At 55.0% G+C, this 17,423-nt stretch carries 17 protein-coding genes and 1 pseudogene; 13 read left to right on the top strand and 5 right to left on the bottom strand.

Annotated elements, in window-relative coordinates:
• The first annotated feature begins 611 nt into the window (after positions 1-611).
• The 6 genes from EDC30_RS18310 to EDC30_RS18285 all read left to right on the top strand — a co-directional run bounded on the left by EDC30_RS18310 (position 612) and on the right by EDC30_RS18285 (position 5,724).
• Complete coding sequence (locus tag EDC30_RS18310; RefSeq protein WP_132260305.1) at positions 612-980, top strand: hypothetical protein; 369 nt, start codon at positions 612-614, stop codon at positions 978-980.
• A gap of 14 nt (positions 981-994) precedes the next feature.
• On the top strand, positions 995-2,410 hold the full coding sequence (locus EDC30_RS18305; RefSeq protein WP_243656857.1) for a TolC family protein: 1,416 nt from the start codon (positions 995-997) through the stop codon (positions 2,408-2,410).
• Between the two features lie 12 nt (positions 2,411-2,422).
• On the top strand, positions 2,423-3,820 hold the full coding sequence (locus tag EDC30_RS18300) for a multicopper oxidase family protein (protein WP_132260304.1): 1,398 nt from the start codon (positions 2,423-2,425) through the stop codon (positions 3,818-3,820).
• A 35-nt stretch (positions 3,821-3,855) separates the two neighbouring features.
• Positions 3,856-4,305, top strand: coding sequence for a DUF411 domain-containing protein (locus tag EDC30_RS18295; RefSeq protein ID WP_132260303.1), 450 nt, complete (start codon positions 3,856-3,858; stop codon positions 4,303-4,305).
• 16 nt (positions 4,306-4,321) lie between these two features.
• The gene (locus EDC30_RS18290; RefSeq protein ID WP_132260302.1) at positions 4,322-4,678 is read left to right on the top strand and encodes a copper-binding protein; all 357 of its coding nucleotides are present in this window, start codon (positions 4,322-4,324) and stop codon (positions 4,676-4,678) included.
• A gap of 332 nt (positions 4,679-5,010) precedes the next feature.
• Positions 5,011-5,724: a DUF305 domain-containing protein gene (locus EDC30_RS18285; protein WP_165973876.1), complete on the top strand. Its 714-nt coding sequence runs from the start codon at positions 5,011-5,013 to the stop codon at positions 5,722-5,724.
• Between the two features lie 108 nt (positions 5,725-5,832).
• On the opposite strand, the gene EDC30_RS20035 is transcribed toward EDC30_RS18285, so the two are convergent.
• The gene (locus EDC30_RS20035) at positions 5,833-6,210 is read right to left on the bottom strand and encodes a four-helix bundle copper-binding protein (protein ID WP_132260300.1); all 378 of its coding nucleotides are present in this window, start codon (positions 6,208-6,210) and stop codon (positions 5,833-5,835) included.
• Between the two features lie 365 nt (positions 6,211-6,575).
• Between EDC30_RS20035 and EDC30_RS18275 the strand changes: the two genes are divergently transcribed.
• The 7 genes and pseudogenes from EDC30_RS18275 to EDC30_RS18245 all read left to right on the top strand — a co-directional run bounded on the left by EDC30_RS18275 (position 6,576) and on the right by EDC30_RS18245 (position 11,532).
• Positions 6,576-6,953, top strand: coding sequence for a hypothetical protein (locus tag EDC30_RS18275; protein ID WP_132260299.1), 378 nt, complete (start codon positions 6,576-6,578; stop codon positions 6,951-6,953).
• Between the two features lie 46 nt (positions 6,954-6,999).
• Positions 7,000-9,396, top strand: a complete 2,397-nt coding sequence (locus EDC30_RS18270) for a heavy metal translocating P-type ATPase (RefSeq protein ID WP_207907325.1) — start codon at positions 7,000-7,002, stop codon at positions 9,394-9,396.
• Positions 9,397-9,417: 21 nt separating this feature from the next.
• Positions 9,418-9,708: a DUF2933 domain-containing protein gene (locus tag EDC30_RS18265; RefSeq protein ID WP_132260298.1), complete on the top strand. Its 291-nt coding sequence runs from the start codon at positions 9,418-9,420 to the stop codon at positions 9,706-9,708.
• A gap of 26 nt (positions 9,709-9,734) precedes the next feature.
• Entirely contained in the window at positions 9,735-10,022 is a 288-nt protein-coding gene (locus tag EDC30_RS18260) for a hypothetical protein (RefSeq protein ID WP_132260297.1), read from the top strand.
• 102 nt (positions 10,023-10,124) lie between these two features.
• Positions 10,125-10,331, top strand: a complete 207-nt coding sequence (locus EDC30_RS18255) for a heavy-metal-associated domain-containing protein (protein ID WP_132260296.1) — start codon at positions 10,125-10,127, stop codon at positions 10,329-10,331.
• Positions 10,332-10,395: 64 nt separating this feature from the next.
• Positions 10,396-10,734, top strand: a complete 339-nt coding sequence (gene fdx / locus EDC30_RS18250) for an ISC system 2Fe-2S type ferredoxin (RefSeq protein ID WP_132260295.1) — start codon at positions 10,396-10,398, stop codon at positions 10,732-10,734.
• A 184-nt stretch (positions 10,735-10,918) separates the two neighbouring features.
• Positions 10,919-11,532, top strand: a pseudogene (locus tag EDC30_RS18245) (tyrosine-type recombinase/integrase).
• A gap of 167 nt (positions 11,533-11,699) precedes the next feature.
• On the opposite strand, the gene EDC30_RS18240 reads toward EDC30_RS18245, so the two are convergent.
• From EDC30_RS18240 to EDC30_RS18225, 4 genes are read right to left on the bottom strand one after another with little or no spacing between them, the layout of a single operon-like run.
• Positions 11,700-12,539 (bottom strand): universal stress protein, encoded by an 840-nt coding sequence (locus EDC30_RS18240; RefSeq protein ID WP_165973875.1) that lies wholly within the window; start codon positions 12,537-12,539, stop codon positions 11,700-11,702.
• Positions 12,540-12,580: 41 nt separating this feature from the next.
• A complete protein-coding gene (locus EDC30_RS18235) occupies positions 12,581-13,165 on the bottom strand; it encodes a CBS domain-containing protein (RefSeq protein WP_243656856.1) in 585 nt (194 codons plus the stop codon).
• On the bottom strand, positions 13,134-15,800 hold the full coding sequence (gene fdhF / locus EDC30_RS18230) for a formate dehydrogenase subunit alpha (RefSeq protein ID WP_132260293.1): 2,667 nt from the start codon (positions 15,798-15,800) through the stop codon (positions 13,134-13,136). The genes EDC30_RS18235 and fdhF overlap by 32 nt, the downstream gene beginning before the upstream one ends.
• Entirely contained in the window at positions 15,788-17,254 is a 1,467-nt protein-coding gene (locus EDC30_RS18225) for a complex I 51 kDa subunit family protein (protein ID WP_132260292.1), read from the bottom strand. Before EDC30_RS18225 ends, fdhF begins: the two co-directional genes overlap by 13 nt.
• Positions 17,255-17,423: the final 169 nt, after the last annotated feature.

The raw sequence follows: 17,423 nt of genomic DNA, 5'->3' as shown, positions 1-17,423 counted from the left end.
CTTAGCCTGTAAATCTTAGTTCCGTTGGTTCAGCTGCTATACTTGGTGCTCAAATGAACCGTATTTTCAAGACATTACTGCTTTGGCTCTTAGTAGCCGTGCTCCCGCTACATGCGGTGGGCGCTAGCATGCCTATGTCTTGTACGCCGGCTCATCACCAAGCTATGCAAAAAGCCATGCAGGACAGTGGTCACCAAGGGCATGCCATGCACCACCAGCAAGATGCCGGTATGTCATTGCATGACTCTTATGCTGACGCAGGACAGATGCACCATGCGACGTCCGATCACGGCACAGCAGATGGTTCAGCATCCAACGCTCATCCGCATGCCGGTTGCAGCGCCTGCTCTGCCGGCTGTATCGGTGCAGCAGCGCCGCCTTTAGCCTGGGATACTACGCCGACCTTTAGGGGTTCGGAAGCGGTTCTTCTTACTCCTCTCCCTTTGGTCGTTGGCTCCCCTTCGACCGACTTGGAACGACCACCTAAGTCCCTTCTCGTTTAATCGCTGCGAAGGCTAGATGTAGCGGACGGCATTGGCCCGTCCCCGAATCTGAGCACCTCGCATGAGCCGCGTGCTGTCGCACGCCCGTTCATTGGTTACGAGAAGAACATGAAAGCAAGACAATATCTAGCTCTTGGCCTGCTAGTGGCTTTGCCGCTGGCCGCCAGTGCCCAGAATACGGCGCAGGGAGCATCTCATCAGCGCAGCCCACTGGATGCCAGCACTACTGCTTCCGGTCCGGCTTACGTATCGGCATTCCGAAATTACCAAGTCGCCTCGGACGAGGAAACAACGCCGGACAAAGTATGGCGAAACGCTAATGATGCCGTCGGCAAGTTAGGCGGTCATGCTGGGCATATCCAGGGAAACGCCGATACGGCGCCGGCGACGCAACCTAAATCTGCTGCAAAAGATGCGCGAGCATTGTCCCAGACGACGCCCATGACCACGCAGCATGGACATCACCATCATCAGTAAGAAGGGATAGAAGAATGGCTATGCAAAAACACCTATCCAGTCTCAAAGCGGTTGTGTCCGGAGTTGCCTTGCTTGTGCTGGCAGGCTGCACCACGTTTTCCAAGGATGGCGGCATGGATGCCGTCTCAGCCATGACCAAGGAACGTACCGGCCAAGCCGTGCAGATTGCCAAGCCGAATGCCGATACGAAACCAACGGATGAAACCCTTAAACAATTGCTGGGTAAGCCGTTGACGCCTGACTCCGCGGTGCAGGTCGCGTTATTGAATAACAAGGGCTTGCAAGCATCCTTCTCCGAACTGGGTATCGCCGAAGCCGACCTGGTAAGCGCTGGCTGGATGCGTAATCCCAGTTTTTCATTTGGCAGGATGCGTACCGGTAACGATGTCGAGATCGAGCGCAGCATCATGTTCGACGTAATTGGCTTGTTGACTATTCCTATTCGCCGCGGCATTGAAGAACGTCGCTTTGAGCAAGCCAAACTGCAAGCCGCTTCACGGGCGGTGAGGCTGGCTACGGATGCCCGCAAAGCGTATTTCAACGCCGTCGCAGCACAGCAGACGGCGAAATACATGGAACAGGTCGCCAGTGCCGCGGAAGCCAGCGCGGAGCTGGCCAAGCGAATGGCGCAGGTCGGCAATTTCAGCAAGCTGGACCAGGCACGCGAGCAAGCCTTCTATGCCGATGCAACGGCCCAAGTGGCTCGCGCCCGGCACAATGCCGCCGCTGCGCGTGAGCGGCTTGCCCGGCTGATGGGCGTGTGGGACGAGCAGGCGGCGTTCCAATTGCCTGACCGGCTTCCCGACTTACCTAAGGAGCCGAAGCCTATTCAGGATGCCGAGACTCAAGCCATGCAACAGCGACTGGATATCCAGATGACTAAACGGGGTGCCGAATCGACCGCCAAGGCACTCGGGTTGTCGAAAGCCAGCCGCTTCATCAATGTGCTGGATATCGGCTATCAGAACAAGAGCGAGACTGGAGCGTCGCGTGGCAATGGCTATGAAATCGAGGTGCAGCTGCCGATTTTCGACTGGAGCGGGGCCAACGTGGCAAAGGCGGAAGCCATCTACATGCAGGCCGTACATCGCACGGCCGATACCGCCGTACGTGCCCGCTCGGAAGTGCGGGAAGCGTATTCCGCCTACCGCACCACGTATGACGTGGCAAAGCATTACCGCGACGAAGTTGTCCCGCTGCGCAAGAAGATTTCCGACGAAGTACTGCTGCGCTACAACGGCATGCTCGCGAGTGTCTTCGAATTGCTGGCAGATGCACGTGCGCAGGTTGGCAGCGTGAATGCAGCCATCGAAGCGCAACGCGATTACTGGCTGGCGGACACCGACTTGCAAACGGCCATCAATGGCAGCGGCGGCAACAACGCCCAATTAAGTACACCGGCTTCAGGTGAAGCTGCACAAGGACATTAGAAGGAACGAATCATGGTTACACGCAGAGATTTCTTTACCGGCGCAGCGGCCTTGGTCGGAGCAGGGCTGGTTAGCCGCGCCGGTGCGGCCACGCTTCCTGAAGCGCCGATGATGGACAAGGCTTCTACCCAGGCGCCGCTGATGCCTCCCAACGGCCGGCCGTACAACCCAGTGGTCACGCTCAATGGCTGGACGCTGCCCTGGAGGATGAATAACGGCGTCAAGGAATTCCATCTGGTGGCCGAGCCGGTCGTGCGCGAAATCGCCCCTGGCATGAAAGCCAACCTGTGGGGATACAATGGCCAGTCGCCAGGACCGACCATTGAAGTGGTGGAAGGCGACCGCGTGCGCATTTTTGTCACGAACAAGCTACCGGAACACACCAGCGTGCATTGGCATGGGCAACGTCTGCCCAATGGCATGGATGGAGTAACCGGTCTGACGCAGCCGCACATCCCGTCTGGCAAAACCTTCGTGTATGAATTCGTGGCTAAGCGCCCGGGTACTTTTATGTATCACCCACACGGCGATGAAATGGTGCAGCTGGCGATGGGCATGATGGGCTTTTGGGTCACGCATCCAAAAAATCCGGATTTCATGAAGGTCGACCGGGACTTTGTCTTCCTGCTCAATAATTTCGATATCGAGCCGGGCAGCTATACCCCAAAGGTCGCCACCATGCTCGACTTTAATCTATTCGGCTTTAACAGCCGCGTGTTCCCGGGTATCGACCCGATGGTCGTGCGGCAAGGTGACCGCGTGCGCATCCGCATGGGTAACCTCACGATGACGAATCACCCCATTCATTTACATGGTCATGAATTTCAGGTCACAGGTACTGATGGTGGATGGACCAATCCGGCTTCGCGCTGGCCGGAAGTCACGGTCGATGTGGCAGTTGGCCAGATGCGCGCGATTGAGTTCGAGGCTACGGACTTGGGTGACTGGGCTTTCCATTGCCATAAGTCGCATCACACCATGAATGCCATGGGACATGATGTACCGACCATGATTGGCGTCGACCACCGTGGCGTCGCTGAGAAAATCAACAAGCTCGTGCCGGATTACATGGTCATGGGAGAACGCGGCATGGGTGACATGGGCCAAATGGAAATGCCGATTCCCGACAATACCCTGCCGATGATGAGCGGCCAAGGGCCGTTTGGCGGGGTTGAGATGGGCGGCATGTTCACGGTGGTGAAGGTACGCCGTGACCAGAAGCCCGGCGACTATAAGGACCCGGGTTGGTACAAGCATCCGGCCGGCACCGTCGCCTACGAATGGAAGGGCGAGACACCTGCGCCTGCACGCAATAAGTCAGCGGGTGGAAAACTGATGGAGCCCGCAGATAAGCCAGCTAAGGCTTTACCGAAAGCGCCTCGAGCCGGCGGCCAAGAAGGCCACCATTGAATAGAACCATATCACCACTAATGGAAGGACATGATATGAAACGACGCATTCTGATGCAAGCCGTCCTGGCTGGTGTACTGAGCCTGCACTTGGGTGCCCAAGCTGCCGGGCCGGTCGTCGAAGTATATAAGAGCGCCTATTGCGGCTGCTGCACCGCTTGGGTCGACCACCTGAAAGACAATGGCTTTGATGTGAAGGTCAAGAATGTCGAAAGCCCGTCCGACTTTCGCGAGAAGTTCGGCATCCCGCAGGACCTGGGTTCCTGCCATACGGCGAAGGTGCAAGGCTATGCCATCGAGGGGCATGTCCCCGCGGCGGATATCAAACGCCTATTGGCGGAAAAGCCGAAGGCAGTTGGCCTGGCGGTGCCATCAATGCCGATGGGGTCTCCTGGCATGGAAGGTCCGCGCAAGGATGCCTATGACGTTTTCCTGGTGCAGGCAAATGGACGCACCTCAACCTATAAGCATTACAACGGCAACTAATCGAAAGGAAGTAACCATGAACGCAATTTCGAAATTGGCAATCGTAGCTTCAATGGCACTCGCATCGACTCCGCTGACGTTTGCCCAACAAACTGACCATAACGCACATCACGCGGCTGACGGTAGCCAGAAGGGCGCAGGTATAGCGGGCCAGATGGTGGACGGCGAGGTGAAAAAGGTCAATAAGGAAGCCGGGAAAATCACTCTCCGTCACGGCGAGCTGAAAGACTTGGGCATGCCGGCGATGACCATGGTCTTCCGTGTGAAAGACCCTGTCATGCTTGACCAGGTAAAGGTCGGAGACAAAGTTAGGTTTGTCGCTGAGAAGGAAGGTGGCGCCCCTACCGTGGTAAAGCTTGAAAAAGCTAGCTGACTCGGTTAAGAGAACAAGCTAATGTACGCCTAATAATGGCGTGCGCTGCTTGCTTCCCCTATGCCAGACGGTACTGATTACCTTGGCATAGTGAGACTATGAATTCAAATGATGGAATGACGTTCCAGGATGGTGCTCGCGTCATACATTGGTTTAGCGCCAATGACGAGCGAACAGAGTGAAACTAGGAATACGGCACGACATTAACATTTTGCGAACAAAAGTGTATTGACGTGCTCTTATGGGGAAAACACAAAGCGTCGCTTAGGCATTCGTTTGTGGAATAAATGGGAAGGGCAATGTTCTCAACATCGACCTTAAGGAAATCCACCATGAGTATCCGTTCGCAACTTCGACCCAATACCGACACGCCGAAACATGTGAAATGCATTGCCAAGGTGGTGTGTTCAGTAGCGACAGTAATGCTGTCCACTCCATTTTTCACGCTGGCCCATGCTGATGAGCCAGGTAGAGGACAAACCGCACAGTTTGAGCGGAATTACCTTACGAACATTATCAACCACCACTATTCCGCATTGCGCATTACCGAGCTTGCGGCAGGCACTGACCAACAACGAGATGCTGCGCTGAACAACCCGCAAGAAGGAACTGCGCCAACTCCAGGAACCTCCCCAACCCCTGCGAAAGCAAGCTCGGATGAAATTAAATCCATGGCGCGTCAAGCGAATCGGATGCAACGCGAAGAAATCAAAACTGCACAGCGCTTTCTGCAAGAATGGTATGGACAGCAGCACACGCCCACGTTGACTCAGGAAGGGCAGCAACAAATTCAGCGCCTTGAGCAGACAGCAGCAGGCAATCAATTCGACCGCGCCTATCTGGAAGTTTTTAGTAACCATCATTACGGTGCGTTACATCCAAGCTTAGACTGCGAGGTCAAAGTCGATATACGGCATGAGCCACTAAAGAATTACTGCCACGGCATCGTGGAACACCAAAAAATAGAGATTAACAATATGCGGGAACAGCTATGCAAGCGGTTTAATGTTTGCGATTTCCAGCCCTCAGCAAGTAATCGTGAGTAGTAAGGATAAAGACAGTCAGCAAGTTTTACTAACACCATAAATGGAGAGCTAGAGTAATGGCAGCTTATCCTGCATTGTTGATTTTTAGCGGGATAAGCTGCTCAAGGCTTAGTGCGCAGTGGCGCCTGCACCGATGCCGGCCTGTTTTCCGGGCATCATGCCAGCCATCCGGCGGCATTCGTCTGCGCAGCGACGGCACGCCTGTGCGCATTCCTGGCAATGGGCCATTTGATGTTTGCTGCACTCATCGCCACAAGCTTCGCAAATTTCTGCGCAAGCCTGGCAAACGACAGACGCGAGTTCACTACCGCGTGACATATACGCTGCAGCAAGGCGGCAGATTTGTGCGCAGTCCATGTCGAGAGCAATGCAGCGCGCCATTGGTTTCGGATCTTGCTCTTGGAGACAGGATGCCGCGCAATGGTCACATGCTACGGCGCAGTCATTACACGCTTCAATGCAGGATTGGAACTGTTGATGAGCCATGGTCTTCTCCATTAATCGGTCGATATATCGACCGCAAAGTACGGTGATGAAAACATTACTGGATAACGTGGCGAAGAGAATGAACGCGACAGTGAGGTTGCTGCTTGCATCTCAATCACATTGGATGGCCACGTGTTTTTTAGACCGCATGAGCATCTTAGGTTCTCATGCACATTTACCTCGACTGGAGAAAGGCCATACTCAGGCCCACTGTAGGCGTAGATTTGCAAAATCTTTGACCTTGCAAATTTTGATATAGGTCAACTAATTTTCGCAAGTCGTTGTTTAGTATGGTGTAAATGTTAAGGAAGCCTGCGTGTCACGTCGTTTTGTTACCTCATGGTTGTCATATATAGGAGCACATCATGGAACCGCATTCAGCATTGGCATCCAAAGTCGCCATCATCTTAGTTGCCGCTGCATTTATGGGTATGGGTAATGCAGCGGCTGCAGCCACGCAAGAACAGCATCAGCAGCAGCATCACCCTGAGTCCACCGCACCACAAAAGAGCAAGGGAAAAGCTGGTGACAAGGGAATAATGATGTCTTCAGGCGACATGAAGTCGATGTGCGAGATGCACGAGCAGATGATGGGCGCAAAATATCCAGAAGAGCAAAAAGCCATCATGGCCGAGCACATGAACAAAATGTCGCCGCAAATGAGGCAACAGCACATGGAAATGATGCGGTCTCACATGCAGATGATGCAGGAATATATGAAAAATCAGCCGCGAGGAAAATGATCTCCTTTATGCATCCCTGACTAATAAAAAATAGAAGGATTCGCAAATGAGCAACGACACTCACCAGCATCACCACCATGGCCATGACCATACCCATGACCATACCCACCATCATGAACATGGTCACGACATGAAAATGGCGGAAAATCCAGACAAGCCCTTTACCGACCCGGTATGCGGCATGAGTGTGGCGGCGAATCCTGAGAAAAAGATAGAGCAAGCAGGCAAGGACTATTACTTTTGCAGTACGCGCTGCATGGACAAGTTCCGCGCCAATCCGCAACAGTATCTTGCACCAGCACCTGCTCCTGCACCGGCGCAGCCAACGCAAGAAGCGCCGACCGGCACAATCTATACGTGCCCGATGCATCCGCAAATTCGGCAGCCACAACCGGGCAACTGCCCAATTTGTGGCATGGGCCTGGAGCCAGTGATACCGGAACTGGAGGAGGAAGAGAATCCTGAGCTGAAAGATTTTCGCCGTCGGTTCTGGTGGACATTGCCCTTGACGATTATCGTGACGGTGCTGGCGATGGGAGCTCACCAGTTCTTCCACGGAGGAATCCCGTATCAAAACTGGATTGAACTGGCACTGAGCGCCCCGGTAGTACTCTGGGCGGGGTGGCCTTTCTTCTCTCGCGGTATCCAATCCATCGTCAACCGCAGCCCGAACATGTGGACTCTGATTGGACTGGGGGTATCGGCGGCATTCGGTTACAGCGTGGTCGCCACCATTGCTCCCGACTTATTTCCTGCCGCCTTCCGGCAAGATGGTCGCGTAGGGGTTTATTTTGAAGCGGCTGCCGTCATCGTCTCTCTGACGCTACTCGGCCAAATCCTGGAATTGAGGGCGCGCTCGCAAACGTCCGCCGCCATCAAATCCCTGCTGGGCCTGTCGCCCAAGACGGCACGGCGTATTCGGCCAGATGGTACAGAAGAGGATATTGAGCTCACCCATGTTCACATCGGTGACATGCTGCGTATCCGTCCTGGCGAGAAGGTGCCGGTTGATGGCATTGTGCTGGAGGGGGAAAGTGCCGTGGATGAGTCCATGCTAACGGGCGAACCTATTCCCATTACCAAGCGCTCGGGCGACAAGGTCATTGGCGCCACGCTCAACACCAGCGGCAGTCTAGTCATGCGCGCTGAAGTAGTTGGCTCGCAAACCATGCTGTCGCAAATTGTGCAAATGGTGGCGCAGGCTCAGCGCTCCCGTGCGCCGATGCAGCGCCTAGCCGATGTGGTTGCTGGTTATTTCGTCGTGATAGTCGCCGCCATCGCTTTGCTGACCTTCCTCGGTTGGGGCTTTTTTGGACCGGAACCGAGTTGGGTGTACGGTTTTGTGAACGCCGTGGCAGTCCTTATCATCGCCTGCCCGTGCGCATTGGGATTGGCGACACCCATGTCGATTATGGCTGCGACCGGACGCGCTGCTACACAAGGGGTGCTATTTAGGGATGCCGCAGCCATTGAAGGCTTCAAGAAGGTCGACACCCTGATTGTCGACAAGACCGGCACCTTGACCGAAGGGAAGCCGGCGTTCGACCGCGTGGTACCAGCTCCAGGCTTTAACGAAACAGATGTATTGGTTGCCGCGGCAAGCCTCGACCAGGGCAGCGAGCACCCGTTGGCGCAAGCGATTGTCAACGAGGCACGTAAGCGCGGCCTAGAATTACACAAACCGGAAACATTCGAATCTTCTAGCGGCATCGGCGTGCGCGGCGTAGTAGCTGGCCATCGTCTTGCGTTGGGCAATACCAAGTTGATGGATGATGAAAAAGTCAGTTGGCATAGCTTGGCCGACGAGGCAGAAAAACTGCGCAGCGAAGGCGCCTCCGTCATGTATCTTGCTATGGACGGGCAACTAGTTGGCCTGGTAGCCGTCTCCGACCCCGTTAAATCGACGACCCCCGAAGCCTTGGAATTGCTCAAGCATACCGGTCTCACCGTTGCCATGGCGACCGGCGATGGCGTCACGACTGCCAAGTCTGTCGCGAGCAAGCTTGGTATCGCGGAAGTGTATGGCGAAGTGAAGCCGCAAGACAAGCTAACCCTTGTGGAACGCTATCAATCCCAAGGAAAAGTCGTGGCGATGGCGGGCGATGGCATCAACGATGCCCCTGCCTTGGCCAAGGCCAATGTCGGCATTGCCATGGGAACCGGTACCGACGTGGCCATGAACAGTGCACATGTCACCCTGGTTAAGGGCGATTTACGCGGCATTGCTCGTGCGCGTGAAATTTCTGTCGCGACCGTGCGCAACATGCGCCAGAACCTGGCCTTTGCTTTCGTTTATAACGCACTGGGTATCCCGCTGGCAGCCGGTTTGCTGTACCCATTCACCGGGCAATTACTATCGCCCATCGTCGCCGCGCTGGCAATGAGCTTGAGTTCAGTGTCGGTCATTACGAACGCGCTGCGCCTTCGTGGGACAGGAAAGTAGCCAAACGGTTAGGAGGAACAAATGGCACAGTACAGTAACCATTCCGAACAATCCGATAAACCAATACCATTCTGGAAGTCCAGCGGTGGAGTTGCGCTCATCATGGTGGGATTGGTCGTAGCGTTCTATCTGATTCGAGAGCACTGGACTCATCTCGGTCAAACTTGGCCATATCTGCTTTTGCTTCTATGCCCCCTCATGCACCTGATGCATGGCGGCCATGGACATGGTGGCCACGGTGGTCATAGCCAATCTGGCCCAACAGGCCGGGGCAAAGACTTCAGTAGCGAAGATAATGACAAGGCTTCATAGCTGATTCACTAGAAAGCAAGGTACGCATGGACCTTAGACGCAATCGCCTCAAGCAACTCGACATGTTGGGGGCCATCGGCGCTGGGGTTCTTGGTGCCGGGGTCGCGCTCTTATTCAAGGAATGGCTATTTCCCTATGCCGTCCCGGCTGTATTGATTGGTATCGCTGTCCATGGATGGGCAATGTATGCAAAGCACCGACTCGAAATCCAGTCCAATGTCATGCAGGCGATGTGGGAAAAGGTCACATACAGGGGCTGCTGGCTCATGGTCTTAGCGCTGATTGGGTATATCACCTTGCAACTTTTCGTCTAGGCAAACGCATCAAGAGTGACCAGAAAAATATTTAACAGGGCTTGACCTTCCCATGGTGGGAAGGCCTAAAGTAAGACTAGACCAACTGAAGGAGGTAATGCCATGTATGAGTTACAAGTTGAAGGGATGACATGCGGCGGTTGCGCCAATGGCGTAAGGCGGTCAGTACAAGCGGTCGACAGCAGTGCAAAGGTGAATGTGGACCTTGCCGCAAAAAAGGTTCATGTCGAGACCAGCGCCGACTTGGATGCAATCAAATCGGCTATCGCTGATGCGGGCTTTCCCGTGGTAGCAAGCACCTCTGTCTGAGTGTAAATCTAAGTAAAAACTCATGGGGCAGAAAGACTGTCCCTTTTTTATTGCGGAGTAAGTGATGCCGATAATCGAAGTTCTACCGCATCCGGACTACGCTCCCGATGGCGCATCGTTCAAGGTCGCCGAAAGTATCTCTGTTTGCGATGCCTTGCTTGAGCATGGCGTGGAACTAGACCATGCCTGCGGCAAAGTCGGGGCATGCACCACCTGTCATGTGTATGTTCAGCAGGGATTCCAGTCTCTCAATACACCAGAAGAGAACGAAGAAGACATGTTGGATAGGGCTTGGGGGCTACAGCCCAACTCCCGCCTTTCTTGCCAAGCTGTTGTCAGCAAAGCTGACCTCGTAGTCGAAATCCCCAAATACTCCATCAACCAGGTGAAGGAGAACGGTTGAGATAGGAAACACCATCTACGAAAGCTTGGCTGCGCATCAGTGATAGCGCAATAGCTAACGCAAACATACTGCTGGCAAAAAATTGCAAAAATTGGCTGCTATGGGTCTTGGATTCAACCGGTCGATAGCGGCCATTTCTAGGAGCGCAGAATGAGATTCCTTTCACAACTTCAGGGAGGAACTCATGAAAACACTGAAAAGCAAAGAACCTTGGAATAAAGGCAGACTGGTTGGCCAGAAGGCGCCGCTAAAGTTGAAAGAGATTTGGGCCATACGGATTCGCCTGCAATTGGCTGAGCGAACACGAGATCTTGCGTTGTTCAATCTCGCTATCGACAGCAAGCTTCGCAGGTGTGACTTGGTTAGCCTACGAGTTGGTGACATCGCTCAGGGAAACAGCATTCTGCCAAGGGCAATGGTCATGCAACGCAAAACGAACCGGCCAGTCCAGTTTGAGATTACCGATCAGACCCGGGCATCTCTTTCCGACTGGATCAAGACGGCCAAACTCAGCAGCACCAAACATCTCTTTCCAAGTCGGGTATCAACATCACCCCATTTATCAACCCGGCAGTACACTCGCATTGTCGAAGGCTGGGTGGATTCAATCGTCCTCGATGCGGCTGCATATGGAACGCACTCTATGCGTAGGACCAAAGCGACTCTAATTTACCGGCGCACCAAAATCTTCGTGCAGTCCAGCTTTTGCTAGGCCATACAAAACTGGAGAGCACAGTTCGCTATTTAGGAATTGAAGTGGACGATGCTCTAGAAATAGCAGAGCAAACGGAGGTCTGAGCGCGAAAGGCGGCGTTGTGGCCTACGTCGCCTTTCGGCCAGAAGCGGACCTTCCTAGCAACATTATTGTCACCGGCAGACCTATGCCATCAGTATCACAGACATGAGCCAACACGCACAATACGCCTGCTCCCGCTTTGCATGGAAACCAAACTTCAATGTATTTTTTAATGAGATAAAAGCACTGGCACCGTTGTGGACTGAAAGATCTTACGCGTAGCCCCGCCCAAGAGCATTTCACGCATTCGTGAATTGCCATAACAGCCCATCACAAGTAGGTCAGATGAAAAATTCGATGCTATCGATAGCAATGCGTCTCCAATATCAGTCATCCCATCCTCTTCTACTACCTTAGCAGAAATGCCATGACGGGCAAGATATGTGGAAAGATCAGTTGCAGGATGCGTGCCAATAGCTTCCATTTGTCCATATGTGATGAATGACACGACTTCAACTGCCTTTGCACGTCGAAGTATTGGCAGTGCAGCGAAGATGGCTCGTTTAGCCTCCGGACTACCGTTCCAGGCAATGAGCACACGGTCGCCGATATTATTTATTATGCTCGAATGTGGAACCAATAAAACCGGGCATCCGCCATTCATGGCCACATATTCCGGCAGATAGATTTGTCCGTTCTGGGCCGGATCCTCGGGATCGAACTGACCCAATATAACAAGATCGGCATATCTGGCATGTAAACTCATTCCCCCTAACGGCTCATCGTCAACCAGGCGGGTCTCGACCTGACTGGCGTTAAGTTGATGAATGGAAAGCCTAAACTGCTCCAATAAATTTTCGCCCCGTTCCCTAAACGAATTTAGATAGGGAAGAACGGTAGAGTCGTCTGGGCTAAGCGCAAGTGTTTCGATAAAATATTGGGAGACGCCTGTTGTCGCTACTCCGATTAAGCTGGCATTGTATTCTTTGGCCAGCCTGGCACCTATATCGACTCTTTTTTGAAGGTGCTTGGATTCGTTGACATGAACCAGAATGGTCTTGAATGACATGGCGGCCTCCATTGAACCAGTGATTCTGCGCCGGCGTGCGTTTATACCCGGACGCGCCGCTCATGTTTTTGCGCGCCTTTGATGGCTTGGACAAAGCCGCGCATTTCTTCGGCCAGGATGTCCAGCATATCGTCTAGCGTGACAATGCCGATCAGCACACCGTTCTCTGACGTAACTGGTACACGGCGGACTCCATGAACGCGCATCATGGACAGAATATCGTTGATGGAGTCTTCTTCCCGGGCCGTTACCAAATCCGTGCTCATGATGTCGCCAACGCGCAATGTCTGTGGATCAAATTCCCTTGCCATGGCAACGATCGCAATGTCGCGATCGGTCAGCATGCCAATGACAATGCGGCCGATGTCAGCTTCCCGTACGACTACCAGGCTGCCGACATGTTCGGTACGCATCAGATCCGCGGCTTCCTTTAACGTCATGTCTTCCGTCGCAAACACTACAACGCGATTACAAATTTCTCCGGCATTCATTGACTCGCCCATGATCGCCTCCATGGAATGGGTGAGGAAAATGCCAGTTTGTGCCGAATAGGCCGAAACTGGTTGATATAGGTCAGCGACAAAGCAATGTCGGCTAGCCGTTAATGTTTTGCGGTAGATGCGCAACCTGCACTGCTGTCACTTTGTATTCCGGCGACTTGACGATCCGATCACGGTAGGGGGAAGTCACGCAGTTGATCAGCTGGTCGGGGTGATGAAAACTGGTGAACAGTTCACCAGGTTGTATGGCCTCGGACAGCCGTAGTGGCAGAATGGTGCTGCCGTAGCGGCTGCTTAACTGCACCGGTTCGCCATCGTGAAAGCCTAGCCGCTGCGCATCGCTTGTCGCCATGTCCAGGACATCCGACGCCTGCAATTGCGTGTTCGGCGTTCGGTAAGTCATCGTGCCGGCATTGAAATGTGTCAGTGTCCGGCCTGTGGTGAGCATAAATGGATAATTTGCGTCTCGCTGCTCGGCAGTCGGCATGACAGGGATGCAGGCCAGTGACGCACGTTGTCCAATTGCAAACCTCCCGGCATGCAAGAAAGGGGTGCCGGAATGGCTTTCATCGGGGCAGGGCCAGTTGATGCTCTCGCGCTCCAGGCGGGAATAGGATAGTCCGGCACCGGCTGGCCAGACCGATCTGACTTCATTCCAGATGCTTTGCGGGCTATCGAACGAGAATTGCGACGCGTGACCCATGCGTGCAGCCAACTGCTGGATGATCCACCAATCCGGCCTGGTATCGCCTGGCGGCGCAACGGACTGGCGCACGCGTTGCACGCGCCGGTCCGAATTCATGAAGGTGCCGTCCTTTTCGAACACGCTGGCGGCCGGCAGGAAGACATGGCCGAAAGCGCGCGCAGTCTGATTCATGAACAAGTCCTGGATAATCACCAAATCCAATTTCTCCAGCGCCTTGCCGGTCTGGTTGACATTTGCCAGCGAGAGATAGACGTCATAGCCGAATGCCCACAGGGCCGTGAAGCTTCCCGCCGCAGCTGCATCCATCATTGCCATCAGATCAAGGCCGCGATTTTGTGGAACCGGCGCGCGCCAGATTGCTTCAAATCTGGTGCGAGCTTCTGAAATGGACTGGGCGCCAGTGAGTGAATTTGGGTCGCAGCCCATCTGAGCCGCGCCCTGGACATTGTTTTGTCCGCGCAAGGGATTGATACCGGCGCCCGCCTTGCCGAGATTCCCAGTCAAAAGCGCCAGATTAATCAGCGTCATCACGCCTTCCGTGCCTTGCGTATGTTCGGTTACGCCCAGCCCATGAAAGCACATGGCGGGTTTCGCCTTGGCATAGAGACGGGCGGCCGAGCGGATCAAGTCGGCAGGAATTCCGCAGGCATCAGCCACTTTTTCCGGGGCATAGTCACGGATGAATTCAACGAACTGCGCCAATCCTTCGACCCGGTCGGCGGCAAAGCCATGGTCCAGCAAGCCTTCATCGATGATTGTGGCCGCCATGGCATTGAACAGCGCGATGTTCTGGCCGATACGGACGGGTAAATGCAGTGTCGCATAGTCTGCCAGCTCGATTCGGCGCGGATCGATCACGATCAGCTGGGCGCCATTCCGGACTGCTTGCTTGATGCGTGCCCCGACGATCGGGTGGTTTTCGGTCGGATTGCAGCCGCATAGGAGGAAGAGCTTGGTACGCTCGATATCGTCAAACGAATTGGTCGCCGCGCCGGTGCCCAGCATGGTCTTCAATGCCTTGGCCGATGGCGTATGGCAGACCCGGGCACAGCAATCGACATTGTTCGTTCTCAGCACCACGCGGGCAAATTTCTGTGCCAGGTAATTTTCTTCATTGGTGGCGCGCGCCGAACCGAGCACGCCGATGGCATCGGAACCATCGCGAGCCGCTATTTCCTGTAATTTGCCGGCTGTGTAATCGAGCGCCTCATCCCAGCTGACGGCATGCCATTTTCCATCCTGACGAAGCAAAGGTGTCGTCACGCGATCTTCAGCGTGATTGAATTCGAAGGCATATCGCCCCTTGACACAAAGGTGTCCGCGGTTGACCGGACTGGCGGCCGGACGCACTTGCACCACCCGGCCATTGCTGCTGCCGACATCCATCTGGCAACCAACGCCGCAATATACACAGGTGCTGCGGGTCCAGCGTTCGGGCTTCGTGCTGCGTTTGTCGAACAGCGCCCCGCTTGGACAGCTATCGACACAGGCGCCACAGGAAACGCAGCCGCCGTCGAGCAGGGTATCGCCGTCCGGAGCGAGATGGGTTCGCGCCCCGCGTTCCCATGCCCACCAGACGAACTGGCCTTGCACTTCGTCGCAGATCCGTGCGCAACGGTAACAGCTGATGCAGCGGTCCATGTCGACGCCAAGGTATGGGTGACTGGCGTCATGAAACAGGAAATCACGGGGCTGATTGCCGGGTAGCACCCCGTATTCATCCAGCAGGCGATGGAAAGGATGGGCCGGATCGCGCTGGACCGCGTCGACGGGGTAATGGGTGGCGAGCAGCGATAGATTGGTGCTGCGTAGCGAGCGCAGGGCGGGAGTGTCAGTGAGTATCACCATGCCCTCTGCCGGCAGGGTAGTACAGCTGGCCACCGGGCGCGGCTCTCCTTCGATCTCCACCATGCACAGGCGGCAGGCGCCAACAGGCTTGAGCCGGTCGTCATGGCAAAGCGCAGGGACATCGCAGCCATTTGCGCGGAGCACTTGCAGCACCGTGGAATCGTAAGCGCATTCGACTTGTACGCCATTCAGCGTTACGCGAAGCATCGGGCCACCTCCTGTGGATAATGGCGCTCGATGGCACGAGCAAACTCCGCCAGGCCTCTGCCATGCCCGCACAGGCTGGACTCTGCTAACGCATCCACGAGGGCATGCCAGCGCTGCCGGCTGATCCGCTGGCCATTCAGCACCGCTTGCCACATGGCCGCCAGTTCCGGACTGCCTAGATGGCAGGGCGTGCACTTGCCGCATGATTCCAGGGCGCCGAAGCGGAATACCTCGGCCAGCAATTCCGAGATAGACGTATCGTCGGCAAAGGCAATCATGCCGCCATGTCCTACTGCGCAACCTATACTTTGCATTTCCTCGTAAGCGAACGGCGTGTCCAGCAAGGCGGGCGGCACGAGGCCGGCGAGGGGGCCACCGACCATGATGCCCAGCAGTCGACCGCGCTTCATTCCGCCACCGACTTGCTCGACGATTTGCCGCAAGGGCGTGCCGAATTCCACTTCATACAAGCCCGGACGCCGGAAAAGCGAGTTGAGCGAAACCAGCTTGGTGCCGCGGCTAGCGGGCGTACCCAGCTCCGCGTACGCTTGCGCGCCATGCGTCACGATCCACGGCACGGCGCATAGCGTCTCCACGTTGTTAACCAATGTAGGGGCACTGAACAAGCCATGTTCCGTGATCTGTGGTGGGCGTACGCGGACTTCCGGGCGCTTGCCTTCAATGGAGTTCAGCATTGCGGTTTCTTCTCCGCACACATAACTTCCCTGGCCGATAACAAGTTCGAGTTCAAAGCGATGCGATGTGTCCAGCACAGATGGGCCAAGCCATCCGGCCTGATAAGCCTCTTGCAGCGCCATACGCAGGCTTGCCAGCGCGCCTGGGTATTCCTTCCGCAGATAAATATAGCCGTGTTCGGCACCGACAGCGATAGCGGCGACCAGCATGGCTTCAATCAGGAGGAAAGGATCATCCTCCATCAGCAGGCGGTCGCTGAAGGCACCAGGATCGCCCTCATCGGCATTGGCGACGACGTACTTTCGTGATGCGCCTGCAGCAGCAACTGTCGCCCATTTGCGGCCTGTCGGGAATCCGGCGCCGCCTCGTCCCCGCAAGCCTGAAGCTGCAATCACGCTAATCAGGTCCGTATGCGGCATGGCAATTGCATGGCGTAGCGCGATCCCGCCGCCGTTCTCCACATAGGTTTCAAGGCGGCGTGCACCACCTTTGAGTAAATTGCCTAAGAGTACATGCTGACGTGCGAATGCAGCAACGTTGGGTTTGACATCGTTACCGAAAACTGCAGGTGCTTGATAGCATTGGCCCAGACAAAATACAGGGGGCATGCGGGCGTGAGCCTGATCCCAGCATTGCGGATTATCCTTCCGTGCTGCAAAGCAAGCCATGCCCTCGCATGCATGGCCGACGAGCGCAACTTGGCTCAGGTGATAGTAGCTGCCATTTGCAGCATGGCGCTGCGCAGCTAAAGGTGCCATCGCATTTCCTTCGACTTCGGGCTAGGAAAGGATCGATAGAAAAAGCTTAATAGACGGGAAGGTTCTTCGCTTGACGCGTATCAAGGTCGATTCTGCTCTCTCATCAGAAAAAAATCTGCGTCCGAAAATGGATTGTGTAGGGTCAGACTTTGGATGTCGACAGACATTT

Origin of the sequence: Paucimonas lemoignei (assembly GCF_004342585.1) — a bacterium.
GTDB classification, from domain to species: Bacteria; Pseudomonadota; Gammaproteobacteria; order Burkholderiales; family Burkholderiaceae_D; genus Paucimonas; species Paucimonas lemoignei.
Note: the sequence above shows the minus strand (reverse complement) of the source record. Positions and strands in the feature narration are given on the sequence as shown.

Excerpts from the sequence above, each read along its gene's own strand:
- fdhF (WP_132260293.1), bottom strand. The coding sequence starts at position 15,800 with ATGCTTCGCGTAACGCTGAATGGCGTACAAGTCGAATGCGCTTACGAT.
- EDC30_RS18260 (WP_132260297.1), top strand. The coding sequence starts at position 9,735 with ATGGACCTTAGACGCAATCGCCTCAAGCAACTCGACATGTTGGGGGCC.
- fdx (WP_132260295.1), top strand. The coding sequence starts at position 10,396 with ATGCCGATAATCGAAGTTCTACCGCATCCGGACTACGCTCCCGATGGC.
- EDC30_RS18225 (WP_132260292.1), bottom strand. The coding sequence starts at position 17,254 with ATGGCACCTTTAGCTGCGCAGCGCCATGCTGCAAATGGCAGCTACTAT.
- EDC30_RS18300 (WP_132260304.1), top strand. The coding sequence starts at position 2,423 with ATGGTTACACGCAGAGATTTCTTTACCGGCGCAGCGGCCTTGGTCGGA.
- EDC30_RS18310 (WP_132260305.1), top strand. The coding sequence starts at position 612 with ATGAAAGCAAGACAATATCTAGCTCTTGGCCTGCTAGTGGCTTTGCCG.
- EDC30_RS18265 (WP_132260298.1), top strand. The coding sequence starts at position 9,418 with ATGGCACAGTACAGTAACCATTCCGAACAATCCGATAAACCAATACCA.
- EDC30_RS18290 (WP_132260302.1), top strand. The coding sequence starts at position 4,322 with ATGAACGCAATTTCGAAATTGGCAATCGTAGCTTCAATGGCACTCGCA.
- EDC30_RS18270 (WP_207907325.1), top strand. The coding sequence starts at position 7,000 with ATGAGCAACGACACTCACCAGCATCACCACCATGGCCATGACCATACC.
- EDC30_RS18255 (WP_132260296.1), top strand. The coding sequence starts at position 10,125 with ATGTATGAGTTACAAGTTGAAGGGATGACATGCGGCGGTTGCGCCAAT.
- EDC30_RS18275 (WP_132260299.1), top strand. The coding sequence starts at position 6,576 with ATGGAACCGCATTCAGCATTGGCATCCAAAGTCGCCATCATCTTAGTT.
- EDC30_RS18285 (WP_165973876.1), top strand. The coding sequence starts at position 5,011 with ATGAGTATCCGTTCGCAACTTCGACCCAATACCGACACGCCGAAACAT.
- EDC30_RS20035 (WP_132260300.1), bottom strand. The coding sequence starts at position 6,210 with ATGGCTCATCAACAGTTCCAATCCTGCATTGAAGCGTGTAATGACTGC.
- EDC30_RS18295 (WP_132260303.1), top strand. The coding sequence starts at position 3,856 with ATGAAACGACGCATTCTGATGCAAGCCGTCCTGGCTGGTGTACTGAGC.
- EDC30_RS18305 (WP_243656857.1), top strand. The coding sequence starts at position 995 with ATGGCTATGCAAAAACACCTATCCAGTCTCAAAGCGGTTGTGTCCGGA.
- EDC30_RS18240 (WP_165973875.1), bottom strand. The coding sequence starts at position 12,539 with ATGTCATTCAAGACCATTCTGGTTCATGTCAACGAATCCAAGCACCTT.